Annotated in this window: 12 protein-coding genes; 5 read left to right on the forward strand and 7 right to left on the reverse strand. The window is 71.0% G+C overall.

What is annotated here, in order from left to right; all coding sequences use genetic code 11:
• Window positions 1-3,382, reverse strand: a 3,382-nt coding sequence (locus NX1_RS25625; RefSeq protein ID WP_157120048.1) for a hypothetical protein, incomplete at its 3' end; no start/stop codon positions are given.
• On the opposite strand from NX1_RS25625, the gene NX1_RS36540 reads away from it, so the two are divergent.
• The 3 genes from NX1_RS36540 to NX1_RS25635 all read left to right on the forward strand — a co-directional run bounded on the left by NX1_RS36540 (window position 3,377) and on the right by NX1_RS25635 (window position 7,459).
• Window positions 3,377-3,913, forward strand: coding sequence for a hypothetical protein (locus tag NX1_RS36540; protein WP_157120050.1), 537 nt, complete (start codon window positions 3,377-3,379; stop codon window positions 3,911-3,913). The two genes, NX1_RS25625 and NX1_RS36540, sit on opposite strands and share 6 nt — an antisense overlap.
• A 17-nt stretch (window positions 3,914-3,930) precedes the next feature.
• Window positions 3,931-5,793 (forward strand): dynamin family protein, encoded by a 1,863-nt coding sequence (locus NX1_RS25630; protein ID WP_068064249.1) that lies wholly within the window; start codon window positions 3,931-3,933, stop codon window positions 5,791-5,793.
• A gap of 91 nt (window positions 5,794-5,884) precedes the next feature.
• Window positions 5,885-7,459, forward strand: a complete 1,575-nt coding sequence (locus NX1_RS25635; protein ID WP_245668681.1) for a dynamin family protein — start codon at window positions 5,885-5,887, stop codon at window positions 7,457-7,459.
• 106 nt (window positions 7,460-7,565) lie between these two features.
• Here NX1_RS25635 and NX1_RS25640 read toward each other — a convergent pair whose 3' ends face one another.
• The 3 genes from NX1_RS25640 to NX1_RS25650 form a co-directional block, all read right to left on the reverse strand.
• Window positions 7,566-8,615 carry a hypothetical protein gene (locus NX1_RS25640; protein WP_068064251.1) on the reverse strand — a complete coding sequence of 350 codons (1,050 nt, stop codon included), beginning with the start codon at window positions 8,613-8,615 and terminating at the stop codon, window positions 7,566-7,568.
• A 29-nt stretch (window positions 8,616-8,644) separates the two neighbouring features.
• Window positions 8,645-9,604 (reverse strand): RNA polymerase sigma-70 factor, encoded by a 960-nt coding sequence (locus tag NX1_RS25645; protein WP_084501761.1) that lies wholly within the window; start codon window positions 9,602-9,604, stop codon window positions 8,645-8,647.
• 186 nt (window positions 9,605-9,790) lie between these two features.
• Window positions 9,791-10,981: an NAD(P)/FAD-dependent oxidoreductase gene (locus NX1_RS25650; RefSeq protein ID WP_068064255.1), complete on the reverse strand. Its 1,191-nt coding sequence runs from the start codon at window positions 10,979-10,981 to the stop codon at window positions 9,791-9,793.
• Window positions 10,982-11,168: 187 nt separating this feature from the next.
• On the opposite strand from NX1_RS25650, the gene NX1_RS36545 reads away from it, so the two are divergent.
• Window positions 11,169-11,345, forward strand: a complete 177-nt coding sequence (locus NX1_RS36545) for a hypothetical protein (protein ID WP_157120052.1) — start codon at window positions 11,169-11,171, stop codon at window positions 11,343-11,345.
• A 100-nt stretch (window positions 11,346-11,445) separates the two neighbouring features.
• On the opposite strand, the gene NX1_RS25655 is transcribed toward NX1_RS36545, so the two are convergent.
• Together NX1_RS25655 and NX1_RS25660 are read right to left on the reverse strand one after the other, a co-directional pair.
• A complete protein-coding gene (locus NX1_RS25655) occupies window positions 11,446-12,081 on the reverse strand; it encodes an HhH-GDP family DNA glycosylase (RefSeq protein ID WP_068064257.1) in 636 nt (211 codons plus the stop codon).
• A gap of 163 nt (window positions 12,082-12,244) precedes the next feature.
• Window positions 12,245-13,402, reverse strand: a complete 1,158-nt coding sequence (locus tag NX1_RS25660; protein ID WP_068064261.1) for a zinc-binding dehydrogenase — start codon at window positions 13,400-13,402, stop codon at window positions 12,245-12,247.
• 245 nt (window positions 13,403-13,647) lie between these two features.
• On the opposite strand from NX1_RS25660, the gene NX1_RS25665 reads away from it, so the two are divergent.
• Window positions 13,648-14,475 (forward strand): class I SAM-dependent methyltransferase, encoded by an 828-nt coding sequence (locus tag NX1_RS25665; protein ID WP_068064263.1) that lies wholly within the window; start codon window positions 13,648-13,650, stop codon window positions 14,473-14,475.
• A gap of 56 nt (window positions 14,476-14,531) precedes the next feature.
• On the opposite strand, the gene NX1_RS25670 is transcribed toward NX1_RS25665, so the two are convergent.
• Window positions 14,532-15,518 carry an aldo/keto reductase gene (locus NX1_RS25670; RefSeq protein ID WP_068064265.1) on the reverse strand — a complete coding sequence of 329 codons (987 nt, stop codon included), beginning with the start codon at window positions 15,516-15,518 and terminating at the stop codon, window positions 14,532-14,534.
• Window positions 15,519-15,549: the final 31 nt, after the last annotated feature.

Here is a 15,549-nt window from a genome sequence, read left to right on the forward strand (position 1 = left end):
CGGTGCCGATCTCGGCGGCAGCCTCACCGCGGGCATCGACGGCGTCCTCGGCGCGGGTCTCGGCGCGGTCACCGATATCGCCGCGGGTGTCGGCGGAGGGTTGGGCGCCGGTGTTGGCGCGGGTCTGGAGGGTGCGCTCGGTGCGGGCGCCGGTCTGACGGGCGCCGTGGGTAGCGCGGTGGGTGGCGTCGCCGATATCGCCGCCGGGCTGGATACGTCGGTCGGTGCGGGTCTGGAGGGTGCGCTCGGGGCGGGTGCCGGTCTGACGGGTGCCGTCGGCGGCGCGTTGGACGGTGTCGGCGATCTCACAACCGGTTTGACCGGCGGCCTCGGCGGCGCGTTGGACGGTGTGCTGGGCGTTGGTGCTGGGCTGGGTGCTGGTTTGGGGGGCGCCGTGGGTGCGGGCGCCGAGGCCGGTGCCGGTCTGGGCGGTGCGCTGGAAGGTGCGATCGGCGCGGGCGCCGACCTCGGCGGCGATCTGTCCGCCGGTGTCGGTGGCGCTGTGGATGGTGCGCTGGGCGTCGGCGCTGGGCTCGGTGCTGGTTTGGAGGGTGCCGTGGATGCGGGTGCCGGTCTGGGTGCCGGGCTGGGAGGTGCGATCGATGTCGGCGCCGAGCTCGGTGGCGATCTGTCCGCCGGTGTCGGTGGCGCGGTCGACGCGGGTGCCGGTCTGGGCGCGGGCTTGGGCGGCGCTCTCGGCGCGGGAGCGGAATTGGGCGGTGACGTGGCGGGCGGTCTGGGTGGCGCGCTGGACGCGGGCCTCGGCGCGGGCGCGAATCTCGATGCGGGACTGGAAGGTACGTTGGGCGCGGGGCTGGGTGGCGCGGTTGGCGCGGGCGCTGATCTCGGTGGCGATCTGTCCGCCGGTATCGACTCCGCCATCGGCACGGGTGGCGACATCGCCACTGGAGTCGGTGTGGGTCTGGACGGCGCACTTGGTGCGGGTGCTGAGCTCGGCGGTGACTTGTCGGCCGGTCTCGGCGGCGCGAGCGGCGTCGGTGGCGATATCGCCGCCGGTGTCGGTGCGGGTCTGGATGGTGCGATCGATGCCGGAGCCGGGTTCGGCGGTGACCTGTCGGCCGGTCTTGGTGGTGCGATCAATGCGGGCGCAGAGGCAGGTGCCGGTCTGGGCGCGGGGGTCGGCGGTGCACTCGATGCGGGCGCGGAGTTCGGTGGCGACGTGGCCGGCGGCCTCGAAGGTGCCCTGGACGCGGGCCTCGGCGCGGGCGCGAATCTTGGTGCCGGACTGGAAGGTGCGGTCGGAGCGGGTGCCGAGCTCGGTGGTGACTTGTCCGCTGGAATCGATTCTGCGATCGGCACGGGTGGCGATTTCGCCGCCGGTGTGGGTGCGGGTCTGGGTGGTGCGCTGGATGCGGGTGCGGAGTTCGGTGGCGACGTGGCCGGTGGCTTCGACGGTGCGCTGGACGCGGGCCTCGGTGCGGGTGCCGAATTCGGCGGCGATTTGTCCGCCGGTGTGGGTGGCGCGATTTCCGCGGGTGGCGATCTCGCGAGCGGGGTAGGCGCTGGTCTGGACGGCGCTCTCGACGCTGGTCTGGGTGCGGGCGCGGACCTCGGTGCCGGGCTCGAAGGTGCCTTCGGTGGGGGCACGGAACTCGCCGGTGACCTGTCGGCCGGTCTCGGTGGCGCGCTGGACGCAGGCGCGGAGGCGGGCGCTGGATTCGGCGGCGGCCTGGAGGCAGGTCTTGGCGGGGCGGTCGACGCGGGTGCCGATCTCGGCGGTGATTTCGCTGCCGGTGTCGGTGGTGCGCTGGACGGTGGAGCTGAGGCTGGCGCGAATCTCGGTGCGGGCGTTGAGGGCGCGCTCGGGGCGGGGGCGAACCTGGGCGGGGATCTGGCCGCTGGGCTCGGTGGTGCGCTGAATGCGGGTGCCGGTCTTGGCGCCGGTCTGGGTGGCGCGGTCGACGCGGGTGCCGATCTCGGCGGTGATTTCGCTGCCGGTGTCGGTGGCGCGCTGAACGGTGGAGCTGAGGCTGGCGCGAATCTCGGTGCGGGCGTTGAGGGCGCGCTCGGGGCGGGTGGTGCTGTGGCCGGTGGGCTCGAGGGTGCGTTCGATGCTGGAACCGAGGCGGGTGCGGGTCTGTCCGCTGGTCTCGAGACGGGTCTCGGCGGGGCCGTCGATGCGGGTGCGAACTTCGGCGGGGATCTGGCGGCTGGTTTCGGTGGTGCGCTGAGTGCGGGTGCCGAGGCTGGTGCCGGTCTGGCCGGCGGCCTGGAGGCGGGTGTCGGTGGTGCGCTGGATGCCGGCGCGGGACTCGGCGCGGGTCTCGGCGGTGCGGTAGGCGCGGGCATGGAAGCGGGTGCGGGTCTTGCCGGAGGCCTCGAGACCGGGCTCGGCGGTGCGGTCGATGCGGGTGCGAACCTGGGTGGCGATTTGTCCGCCGGTCTCGAGACGGGTCTCGGCGGTGCGGTCGATGCCGGTGCGAACCTGGGCGGCGGTCTGTCCGCCGGCGTGGAGACCGGTCTCGGCGGGGCCGTCGATGCGGGTGCGAATCTCGGCGGGGATCTGGCCGGTGGGCTGGAAAGCGCTGTGGGCGGTGCGTTCGAAGCGGGTGCCGGTCTGGAGGGCGGCGTGGAAGGCGCGGTCGACGCCAGCGCCGACTTGGCGGCGGGGCTCGGGACCGCGGCGAGCGCGGGGGCGGAGTTCGGTGGGGAGTTCGCCGGTGGCATCGACGGAGCTGTCGAGGCTGGGGCCGGGCTCGGCGCTGGTCTGGAGAGCGGTTTGCAGGGCGTGGTGGAGGCTTCCACAGGCGTCGGGTCCGGTGTTTCCGGCGGGGCGAACGCGAGTGCTCAGACGGTCACCGGTCTGGAGTCGAGCGTGTCGGCGGGCCTCGGCAGCGTCCTCGGCGCGGAGCAGGAGATCGGCGGCGGGCTGAACAGTGAACTCGGCGGCGTGCTCGCCAGCGGCGCGCAGGGCGGCGCCGAACTGGGCGGTGGCTTGCAGGGTCTTGTCGGTGGGGTGACCGGGTTCGGCGGCGGTGCGTCCGGTGGCGCGGATTCCGCCGTCGAGGCGGGCGGCGAGTTCGGAACCGGTTTGGAGACAGGCCTTTCCGGCGGCCTCGAAACCGGCGTCGCCGCGGGCGCGGATCTGACGGGCGGTCTCGGCGGTGCGTTCGGGGCGGGCGGCCAGGCGGCGTCCGGACTCGAGGCGGGCCTGTCGGCGGGACTCGGCGCGGCAGGCCAAGCGGGCGCCGGTCTCACGGCCGGGCTCAACGGCGCCATCGGCGCGGCTGGTCAGGCCGGGGCCGGACTGGAATCGGGTCTGTCGGCCGGTCTCGGTGCTGCCGGGAACGCGGGCGCGGGTCTGCACAGCGGACTGGAGACGGGCCTCGGCGCAGCGGCGGGTGCGGGCGCGGGCGTGCACAGCGGACTCGAGGCCGGTCTCGGGGCCGCGGGGAACGCGGGTGCGGGCCTGCACAGTGGCCTGGAGACGGGCGTCGGCAGTGCGGCTAACGCGGGTGCGGGCCTGCACAATGGCCTGGAGACGGGTATCGGCGGTGCGGCTAACGCGGGTGCGGGCCTGCACAGCGGCCTGGAGACGGGCGTCGGCGGTGGTCTGCACGGCGGTTTGGACTCCGGCCTCGGTGGCACGGCGAGCAGTGGCCTGTCCACCGGAGCCTCCAGCACGCTCCATGGCAGCGCGGACGCCTCCCACTCGGTCGGCGCGGGCGCACAGGGTGCGCTCGGCGGCGGCCACGACCTGGGTGGCAGCATCGGATCCACGGCGGAGACCACCGCGAACACCTGGTCCTCGCTGGACGTTTCGAGCGCATTCGGCAGTGGTTTCGACGGCGGCCTCGGCAGCACCGGCGAGACCTCGCTGTTCGCCGAGGGCGAGTCGAGCGCCGACTTCGGCGGGTCGACGGACCTGTCGGGTGATGCGTTCCTGCACTGAGAGAGGTCGATATCGCGATGGGGACACCCGTATCCGCTTCCGCGCCCGCGGTACCGCTGCTGTCGGTACTGGGTGAAACCATCGCCGCGGCGCGCGCCGCGGGTCGCACCGACCTGGTCGGCCGCCTGGAGACGGCGGCCGACCGGGTCCGCGATCCGCGGCGTCGCATCGTGATCGCGGGTCAGCTCGGCCAGGGCAAGAGCCGTTTCGTGAACGCGCTGCTCAACGTCGACGCCTGCCCGGTGGGCGACGACGTGACCACCGACGTCCCCGCCACGCTCGTGAACGGCGATCAGGCGCATGCGGAGCTGCTGCTCACCGACCCGTACGGTGGCGGCGAGACCCGGATTGCGGTGCCGATCGAACAGCTCCCCCAGCTCGACGCGCGCCAACCGCTCGCCGACGGCAGGCGGGTGCTGCGGATGGAGATCCAGCTGCCGAATCCGCTGCTCGCCGACGGCATCGTCCTGGTCGACACCCCCGGCGTCGGCGGACACGGAAACGCGGGCGCCACTACCGTTCTCGGCATGATCCCGGCCGCCGACGCGGTGTTCGTGCTCTCCGATGCCTCCACCGAGATCACCGAACCCGAGCTGGTCTTCCTGCGCCAGGTGCGCGAACTGTGCCCCACGGTCGCGCTGTTGCTCACCAAGACCGATCTGTACCCGCATTGGCGGCGGGTGCACGAAGCGAATCTCGGCCACTTGCAGCGCGCCGGGGTGGACGTGCCGATCATCCCGGTCTCGGCGCTGCTGCGTGAGCACGCCATGCGTTTACAGGACGCCCAGCTCGGGATGGAGTCGGGTTTCGGTGTGCTGTATCAGTTCCTGCGCGAGCAGGTCGTCGCTCGCGATCAAGCCGCGACCCGTGCCGCCGTCGCACGCGACATCCAGTCCGCCGCCGAACATCTGGCGCTCGCCCTGGGCAGCGAACTCGTCGCGCTGCGCGACCCGAATCAAGGCGCGGCCGCGATCCGTGAACTCCGGGCGGCGAAAACCGCTGCGGAAGAACTGCATCGGCGCACCGCGGCCTGGCAGCAGACGCTCACCGACGGAATCACCGATCTGGCAGGCGATGTCGACCACGATCTGCGAGATCGCCTGCGCGGCCTGACCCGAACCGGCGAGGAGTGGATCGACGAGCACGATCCGGGCAGGCACTGGGAGGCCATCGCCGAATGGCTCACCGGCACCGTCGACAGCGCGCTCGGCGACAACCTGCTGTGGACCCACAAGCGCGCGATCCAGTTGGCCGAGCGCGTCGCCGAGCACTTCACCCATATCGGCGCGGTGGAGCTGCCCGATGTGAGAAGCGGGCTGAACTCCGAGGAAAGTCTCGCCGGCTGCGGCACTCTCGCCGATCTGGAACCGGACATCGGTTTCGCCAGCAAGCTGCTCGTCGGCATGCGCGGCTCCTACGGTGGCGTACTGATGGTCGGACTCGCCAGCACCTTCGCGGGGCTGGCCATGCTCAACCCGATCTCCATCGGCGCGGGACTGATCGTGGGCGGCAAGGCATTTCGCGACGACAAACAGGCTCGCCTGGCCCGCCGCCGCGCGGAGGCCAAGAACGCGGTGCGCCGCTTCGTCGACGACGTCGCGTTCCAGGCGGGCAAGGAATCCAAGGACCGCCTGCACAGCATCCACCGCGCCCTGCGCGACCACTACAGCGGTGTCGCCGAGCGCGGCCTGCGATCCATCGAGGATTCGCTGCGCGCCGCGCAGGAGGCGGCCAACATGGAGACCGCGCGCCGCACCGAGCGGTGTGCCGTGCTGGAACGGCAGCTGCGCCTCGTCGCGGAGCTGCGCCGCTACGCCGACGTGATGCAACAGCCCATCGCCGCACCCGTGCAGAGAGCTCTCGGTACGGTATCTGGGTGATCACGACACCCCACTCGCGCTCGGCCAGGGGCGCCGCCTCTTTCCGGTGCACCGTCGAGACCCGAATCGGCGTGCACGCCGCGGGGCGCCGGTGACCACGAGGGTCGCGCCCGGCATCGTCGTCGAGGCGCACCGGCTGGTGGACGCGGCCAGGCAGGCGTTCGCGCGCGAGCCACGACCGAGGGCGCTGCTCGCGGACTGCGCGCGCAGGCTGGATCAGCCGCTGCGCGTCGCGCTGGCGGGTTCGCTGAAGGCGGGCAAGTCCACACTGTTGAACTCGCTGGTCGGCCAGGACATCGCGCCCACCGACGCGACAGAGTGCACCAGGGTGGTCACCTGGTATCGGAACGGTCCGACCCCGAGCGTCACCGCCTACGCCCCCGACGGAGCCACCGCGAACGTGGTGGTGCGCCGCGGCGGCGGCGCCCACGGACTGACCTTCGACCTGCAACGGCTGAACTGGAACGCGCCAGGCCCCCGCGAGGTCGACCATCTCGAGGTCGAATGGCCCGCGGCAACGCTCGCGCACACCACCATCATCGATACCCCCGGCACGTCATCGCTGTCCCGCGAGGTGTCCCGCCGCACCGCCCGCCTGCTGACACCCGACGACGAGGACGCCGCGGCCGCCGAGCACGTGTCCGTTCCCGGCGCCGACGCGGTCGTCTACCTGCTGCGCAGGCTGGACGCCACCGACATCCGCTTCCTCGAGCGGATCGGCGCTGGAACCGGTGCGCGACAGGGTGGTTCGGGACTTGCCGGTCCGCTGGGTGTGGTCGGTGTGGTCTCGCGGGCCGACGAGATCGGCGCGGGACGCATCGACGCGCTGCATTCGGCGCGCGACGTGGCGTCCCGCTTCGCCACCGAGCTCGAGCGAACCGGCTTGTGTCAGGCCGTGATTCCCGTCGCGGGACTGCTCGCCTTCGCCGCGGCGACACTGCGTCAGCAGGAGTTCACCGCCTTCCAGGCTTTGGCCGGCGTCCCGGTGGACGAGCTGACCGCGGCGATGTTGTCGGCGGACCGCTTCGCACGCCCCGACATTCCGCTGCCCGTCCCGCCGGAGCTGCGCGCCCAGCTGGCCGAGCGATTCGGCATGTTCGGTATCCGCATGGCCGTCACCCTGGTTCGGCTCGGCGTCCGCGATTCCGCCACGCTCGCCGCGGAATTGACCAGCCGCAGCGGGGTGGACGAGCTGCGCTCGGTGCTCGACGTGCAGTTCGGCCAGCGCGCCGACCAGCTCAAGGCGCATTCGGCCCTTACCGCCCTGGCCAGGGTCCTGACCGTCTATCCGGGCACGTCGGCCGACCAACTGCTGCCGCGGGTCCGCACCCTGCTCGCCGATGTGCACGGTTTCGCCGAACTGCGTCTGCTCGGCCGCCTGCGCACCGACGAATTGACCCTGCCCCCAGCGGATCTCGCCGAACTGCATCGCTTGATCGGCGGCTCGGGCATCGCACCGCACCTGCGCCTCGGCCTCCCCGTGGACGCGGGCCCGGACGCGCAGCGGGCCCAGGCCGTCGCCGCGGTGCGCAAATGGCGCGAACGCGCCCGCCACCCCATGGCCGACCAGCTCACCACCCTCGCCTGCCTGACCGCCGCCCGCAGCGCCGAGGGAACCCTGAGCATGCTGCCCCCTGCCGCGGAAATGCGCCTGGGTCGTCTCTGATTCACGCCATCTGATCAGGCCGTGAACTACCGCTCGTCGCCAACACCGGCCGGAGCATCGATGGCCGCAGCGCGGAAGTCCCCGTGGCAGCCGAGATTCGCTGTCCTCAGCTCCCGAGGTAGGCCGATGCCGTCTCGGCCGGTGCTGTGCGCGTCGTCCGAAGTCCAGCGGCGGTTCGGCGTGCGCGCAGGCCGCCGACCAGGCACAGCGCCGCGCCGACCGCTACCCAGGCGACCAGGACGGTGACGGCCTGGGTAGCGCCGCGGCCGTCGAAAAACGCGGTCGAGCGCAGCAATCGGCCACCGGCCCCTGGCGGCAGCAACTGGCCGAGGGCGCCGGACCAGCCGGGCAGCATCTCGGGTGCGGTGGCCGTGCCCGAGAGCGGGTTGCCGACGAGCATCATCACCGCGGCGCCGATTCCGATCCCGACGTACCCGAAAAGTGACTCGAGCCCGAGGATGGTCAGCGAGGTCGCCGCGATGGTCAGCGCGACAGCGCAGGCGTTCGCCGGGTAGGACCCGCTCAGTGAGCCGAGCCAGAACTGCAGGATCGCCGCCACGGCCAGGCCGCCGGTCACCGCGAAGCCGAGCGCCCCGGCGACCCGGCGGACGGTGCCCTGAACGAGCCTGGTCAGCAGCACCGCGGCGAGCAGACCGCCCATCACCAAGGGCAGTGCGCCCGCGGACAGCCCGGCGCCACGCGGGTCGTCCGCGGGCAGGGCGGCGAGATCGCGGACAGCGACCGGCGAGCCGGTGCCGCCCGCTTGGCCGAGGCCGGTCGCCATGGTCTGCATGGTCTGGGCGATCGCCGTGCTTGCGGCCGACGCGACGATCACCTGCGGGGCGCCGGAGCTGAGATCGATCGCCCCGTACACCCGCCGGTCGCGGATGAGTTGTTCGGCGGCGGCGGTGTCGGAGACTTCGGTGATGTCGAAGCCGCCCGGCAGACGCACGTCCAGCGCCGTACGAATCTGCGCGACCGCGGGCTCCGGTCCGGCGAGGGCGATCGGCACGTCGTGTACCGACGAGCGCACCGATGGCCATGCGAAGGCGACGAGCAGCGCGCTGACGATCGCCGTCAGCAAAGCGATCGCCGCGCCCACCTTCGTCCAACGTGACGGCAGCGTGCCGGTGGCGAGCGGCGCCCCTGTGGTCATAACTACTCCTCGAGCGGTTGGGCCGGTATTCATCGCAGGGTGAGCGGGGTTTCGGAGTCGATGTGGGTCAGCTTCTGCGGGTTGCGCACGTAGTAGAGCCCGGCGATGCGGGCGTCCTCGACACGAAGGGCGATGACGCCGTCGAGCTCCCCGCCGACGTGCAGAGCCAGCGCGGGGCTGCCGTTGATCACGGCCGGCCGGACGGTGAGCGCGACATCGTTCTTGGTCAGGCCGCCGACGATGAAGCGAGCCACCTTGTCGGCGCCGAGGATCGGCCGCGGTGTGGCTTGCTTGATACCACCGCCGTCGCTGATCGCCACCACATCGGGGGCGAGTACGTCGAGGAGGCCTTGCAGGTCTCGGGTCTCGAGCGCGCGCCGGAACGCCTCGAGCGCCGCCTCGGCCTGCCGCGCGGTCACCGTGCGGCGTGGCCTGCGGGCTTCGACGTGGCGGCGAGCGCGGTGGGCGATCTGGTGCACGGCCGCGGGTGTCTTGTCGACCGCTGCCGCTATCTCGTCGTAGCCGATACCGAACGCTTCACGCAGTACGAACACCGCCCGTTCGGTCGGGGTCAGCGTCTCGAGCACGAGCATCAGCGCCATCGATACGCTCTCGGCGAGTTCGACGTCGGCGGCCACATCCGGTGTCGTGAGCAGTGGCTCCGGCAGCCAGGAGCCCACATAGGCCTCGCGGCGGCGCTTCACCGAGCGCAGCCGGTTGAGCGCCTGGCGGGTGGTGATCCGAACCAGGTAGGCACGGGGTTCGGTGACGTGCGCCTGGTCGACTTCGACCCAGCGCAACCAGGTTTCCTGCAGGACGTCGTCGGCGTCGGCCGCCGAACCGAGCATCTCGTAGGCGACGGTGAACAGCAGATTGCGGTGGGCGAGAAAGGTTTTCGTCGCCTCGACGGTGACGTGTTCACCGCGATCGCGCCCCGCTGCCTCGCTTCCGGCCCGCCGCTGCTCGCCGTCTGCACTTGTCCTGTCCATGGATTCCTCTCCCGTCGGTCGCAATCAGGTCGACACCGGACCGTCGATGAGGTGGCCGAGATCCGGAGCCAGCACACACTTTCCGCACGCCCCACATGGGCACCACCTCGGTGAGGCGTGCGGGCGGTGTGTGCGAACGCTGCCGCGCATCATGCAGCCGAGATTGTTGGTGGTGGGTTCGATGGCCTATGCGACCGGTGCCGCCGCGTCGTCGCGCTGGACCGCCAGCAGGGCCGGTCGGTGCTTGCCATCCTTTGGCCAGGAGTGCGAACCCGGCTTGCTCGCCTCGGTCACCAGGTGCTTGACGCTGGCTTCGCAGGCGAACTCCTTGAGCTTCTTGCCCGCGCGCCCACTGAAGTACAGCGGCATCGCGGTGTCGTCTTTGCGGCCGAGCTGGAAGATCCCGGCCTGCCTGCCGAAGCTGATGCACATGGCGGGGAACGACAGGTCGACCGGCGCGGGCTGCTCACCCGCGATCCGGTGGAGCACGGTGTCGGCGGCATGGGCGCCGAGGCATCCCGCGGCGTAAGCGCTCATCCGGAACGGCAGGTCGGACGGCGCCGACGAGTCGCCCGCCGCGACGATGCGCTCGTCGTCGACGCTGGTCAGCGTTTCGTCGGTCAGCAGTCGCCCGGCGGTGTCGGTGCGCAGGCCGCTGCGGTCGGCCAGATCGGGCACGCCGAACCCGACGGTCCAGATGGTGACCCGGCTCGCCACCGAGTGGCCGCCGGCGAGTTCCACGGCTTCGCTCCGCACCGTCCTGACCGCCGCATCGGGGCCCTCGAGCACGTCGACGCCCAACCTCGCGAGGTACTTGCGGGCCGTGCGCCGAGCCCTCGGATGCAGGTACGGACCGAGGACACCTCCGCAGACCAACGTGACGCGCCGGCCCTGCTCTGCGAGCTCGGCGGCGGTCTCGATGCCGGTCGGGCCGCCGCCGACGACCGTCACCGGCGCAGCGAGGGGCGTGTCGTAGAGCACCGACCGAAGTCGCTGTGCCGCTTCCAGAGTCGCGATCGGGTAGGCGAATTCGGCCGCGCCCGGTACCTGCGGGCCTGCGCTGCCGCTGCCCACCGCGTAGATCAGGTAGTCGTAGCCGATCACGCCGCCCTCGGCGAGGCTCACACTGCGCCCGTTCGCGTCGATCCCGGTCACGTTGTCGACGACCAGACGGACGCCCTCGGCGAGGACTTCCTGGTAGTCGACGACCGCATCGTGCGTCCCGCCCGCCAGCTGGTGCAGGCGCAGCCGCGGCACGAAGACCGGGCGCGGATTGACGACGGTCACCGTCACGTCATCGCGCTGGGTCAGGCGGTTGGCCGCCATCACTCCGGCGTATCCGCCGCCGACGACGACCACATCGATGTTCCCGGTCATGGTGTCTCTCCTTCGTTGCAGGGGGTCGAGTACTAGACACCTCGGCGACCAAAGACCTGACACTCTGTGATGTAGATCACTTCGGACGTACGCAACGGCGCGCATCCCGGAACGCCTGCGGAGCCGCCACTCGGCGATCCACCATGGATTACGCAGGTGCAACGGTCCACAGGGAAAGGAGCTTCGCATGACTCGCGGTTCCGATGGCCCGTCCGATGCCGAGGACACCGAGAAGGCGGCCGACGACAGCAAGGACGACGCCGAACAGAAGAAGGGCGAGTCCGACTTGATGCCTGACACCCCCGGAATGCTGGGCGACCAAATCGACCAAATGTCCCACCCCGACAAGCCGACCCCGTCATGAGAAACGGCCCCGGGTATATGCCCGGGGTCTGCGGCGGCGCATCTTCGGCGCCGCGGACCGGATAGGCGCATGGTCGTCGCCGACCGCCGGTACGGCCCCGTCAGCTCGGCAGGCCCTCTGCCACCTTGTCATCGAGGGTGACGCGGACAAGCGCCGCGGCCAGGTCGGCGGTGCGATCCTCGGGTGCCAGATCGGCCAGCTTCTCCGGCTTGGCGGGTAGGCCGACCCGACGGGCGCCGCGCAGGGCGCGGTCGTCGAAGTGGGGGCGCGCCCAAGACCAGGTGTCCTGGACCTCGCGGAGGAAGATGTCGCTGCCGGTGGGGCCGATGCCGTTGAATTCCTGGAGCAGGTCGGCCGCTCGGTCCGGGTCGCCGTTCGCCGCGGCGGCCAGTTCGCGCAGGTCACCGTGGTACTGCTCGAGAACGCGGTTGGCGTTCTCGCCGAGCCGGGTCGCGGTGCTCTCGTCGTAGCGCTTGTAGTGGGCGCGGCCGAGGGCGTCGACCAGGTCCTGCCAGTCGGCGTCGGCTACCTTCTGCGGTGTCCGGTAACCGCTGTCGGCCAGTTCCTTCGCGGCGGCCACCGCGATGTCCGCGGAGATCCTTGTGCTCATGAGCTCGGCGAGCATCAGCAGCTGGAACAGCGGCGCGGGCTTGTCCGCGAGCTTGATGCCCGCCTCGGCGGCGTACCCCGTACCCGCGCGATCCAGCAGGGCCCGCACAACCTCACGATCACTCATCACACCCTCCTCGCTCGACTACCGAACGCGTACCCGGGCCTGCCGCGTTGATGCACGACCTGATCGCGGGAGAAGTGGTCGCTCCGAATGAGCGTGCGACCACCATCTCTCGCCGAATCCATTCGATTCCGTCGATAGAGAAACGGCGGCCGGGCGGACCGGCTCAGGGGGCGACAGCGGCGCTGGACGGGTCGATGAGGATCTTGGCGTGGCGTTCCGGGTTGCCCAACGCGGTGAACGCGTTGTCGATGCCTTCCAAGCCGACGGTGCCGGTGACCAGCGGCGCCGGATCGACCTTGCCGTCGGCGATCATGTGCAGCGTGTCGCGGAACTCGCCGGGGTCGTAGCCGAGCGCGAAGCGCAGTTCGATCTCCTTGTTGATCGCCATCGCCGGGTGGAAGCGGTCGGTCTCCATGCACACACCGACCACGACGACTCGCGAGAGCGGCGGAGCCGCGGTGAGTATCTGATCGATGATGCCCGGCACACCGACGCATTCGAAGATCACCGGCCCGGCCGGTCCCGCGTCGAATGTATGCGCGAGCCGAAAGACGTACCACCACGGCAGATTCGGTACCCGGCGCAGTCGCTGCATGGCGTCGAAGCCGAGGCCGAGCAACTCGGTGGCGCTGCCGATTCCCTTCTTGGGCGCAGCTTCCCAAGGTGATTCGGCCGCCGGATCCACCACTACGTCGGCACCGCACGAGACGGCCAGCTCGCGGCGGCGCGGGGAGAAATCGCTCGCGATCACCGTGCGAACGCCCGCCGCTTTCAGCATGCTGATCACCGCGAGACCGATCGGCCCACAACCGATCACGAACGCGGTGCGTCCCTTGCCGACCCGCCCCTTGCGCACCGCGTGCCAGGCCACCGCCATCGGTTCGGTGAGCGCGGCGAGCTCGGCCGATAGTCCGTTCGGCACCGGCATGGTCATGGATTCCTGCACCACCACCTGCTCGGCGTAGCCACCCGGCGCCGCCGTCGAAAGCCCGGTCAGGTGCGGCTGGCCGTCGTGCCGAATGATCGGCAACGCAACCACTTTCGTCCCCGGCTTCCACCGCTTACGGCACCCCGGGCCGTATTCGACTATCTCCCCGCTGAATTCGTGCCCGAGCACCACGCTCTGCTCGGCCCGCATGAAGCCGCCGTATCCGGTCGCGCTCGCCAGCTCGGCCATCTCGTCGGCATGGGTGCGCGCGTGCAGATCGGATCCGCAGATCCCGCACCGCACCACATCGAGCAACACCTGCCCACTCCCGGGCCGCGGCGTCGGCAGCTCCTCGACCTGGAACTTCGTATTCGTCACGACAGCGGCTCGCATACCGGAACTCCTCTCGGACACCCCGCGCCGAACCTATCACCGCCCGGCCCGCCAATGGGTCCGATCGACCAGCCGGTATCCGCCGCCTCGGGCGGATGCGGCGAACCTTTCGGCGCCATTTCGAATGCCGTCCGGCAGCGGTCGCGGTGGGCAACCATGACATGGCGAATTTCAGCCGCCGGGGAAACGGGATGGGCGCGAAGCGGTTCGTCCGATCACCGCCCGAAGTCGGCTAGGTTGGCGTCGTGACCACAGCTGACGCCGCCCATGCCGGCGAGAAATTCTTGCGGGACATGCACAATCGGGCGCCGGAAGCGATGAGTCGATACGTCACCGCGCACCCCATGGCCGACGGCAGAACGAGCTATCAGTTCCTCGCTGAACGGGTCGCGGGCGCCCAGCGGGTGCTCGACCTCGGATGCGGTGACGGCTCACTGCTGGCGGTGCTCGCCCGCGGCGGCGCGACCGGACTCGCCGGTGTCGACATCGCCGCGGGTGGGCTCGCGGTGGCCCGGGCGCGGCCCGAGCTGGCCGACGCCGATCTGCGCGAGGCCCGCGCCCAGGATCTGCCTTTCGCCGAGGACTCCTTCGACGCGGTGGTCTGCCATATGGCGCTGATGCTGATGGCCGACGTCGAGCGGGTCGTCGCCGAGACCGCCCGAGTGTTGCGCCCGGGCGGCACGCTCGCCGTCGCCGTTGGCGGGCGGGCTGCCGAGGGCAGCGGGCTCGAGCTGTTCCTGAAGCTGGCCCGGCCGCTGTTCGCGAAGCGCCCCGTCCCGCCGATCGGTGACCGCCGCACCCGAAGCCGCGACGGACTGAACGAGCTGCTGGCAGCAGCCGGTTTCGCACCGATCACCTGGGAGGAGATCATCCTCGGCGGATCGGGTACACCCGAAGAGGTATGGAAAACAGCCGTCGAAAAGTACTACGACACAGCGACACTCGCCGCCGAAGAGCTCACGGCACTGCGCCGCGAATTCCTCCAGCGTGCCCGAGCGCTGACCGAGCGCGAATCGATTACTCGCGGAGAGCGATTGGCGGTCGTCACGACCCGGCTCCTCACGAGCCGGTAGCCGGTCACCCAGGGACCACGGTCTGAGTCGCCGCAGTCGAGCCGATCGAACCGCGCTCACCCGTTCACGAAGGTGAGGCTGGTCGCGTCGTAGCGGGTGCCCGCCACCTCGTCCGGCGGGGCGGCGGCCTCGATCGCGGCGAGGTCATCGGCGGTCAGCTCGATGCTCAGGGCGGCGAGGTTCTCCTCCAGGTACTGCTGCCTGCGGGTGCCGGGGATGGGCACCACGTCGTCGCCGCGGTGCTGCACCCAGGCCAGGGCGAGCTGGCCTGCGGTGACGCCCTTGGCCGCGGCCAGTTCGTTCAGCTTCGCGACGATCGCCAGGTTCTGTTCCAGGTTGCCGTCGGCGAAACGGGGCTGGGTGCGCCGCATATCGGTCTTCGAGAGACCATCGACCGAGCTGTATCGGCCGGTCAGGAAGCCGCGCCCGAGCGGGGAGAACGGGACGATGCCGATGCCGAGTTCGCGGCAGACGGGCGCGATCTCCACTTCCAGATCACGGGTCCACAGCGACCACTCGCTCTGCAGCGCGGCGATCGGGTGCACCGCGTGCGCCCGCCGGATGGTTTGCACCCCCGCCTCGGAGAGCCCGAGGTGGCGGACCTTCCCCGCGCGCACCAGCTCGGCCATGGCACCGACGGTCTCCTCGATCGGCACCCGCGGATCGACGCGGTGCTGGTAGTAGAGGTCGATGTGGTCGACGCCGAGCCGGCGCAGCGACGCCTCGCACGCCTGCCGCACGTACTCGGCGTCGCCGCGGATGGAGGTGGCTTCGCCGAGGCGATTGACGAAGCCGAATTTCGTGGCGAGCACCACCTCGTCGCGGCGGCCCGCGATGGCCCGCCCGATCAGCTCCTCGTTGTGTCCGGCGCCGTAGAAGTCCGCGGTGTCGAGCAGCGTCACCCCCAGGTCGAGGGCGCGGTGCAGGGTCGCGATCGACTGCGCGTCGTCGGAGGCCCCGTACGCGTGACTCATGCCCATGCACCCCAATCCCTGTGCGGAGACGACGAGTTCGCCGAGATGCCGGGTGCTGATGTCGGTCATGGTGCTACCTCCTGAGCTCGAAAAACCTGCT

It is taken from the genome of Nocardia xishanensis NBRC 101358 (genome assembly GCF_001613365.1).
Lineage (GTDB): Bacteria > Actinomycetota > Actinomycetes > Mycobacteriales > Mycobacteriaceae > Nocardia > Nocardia xishanensis.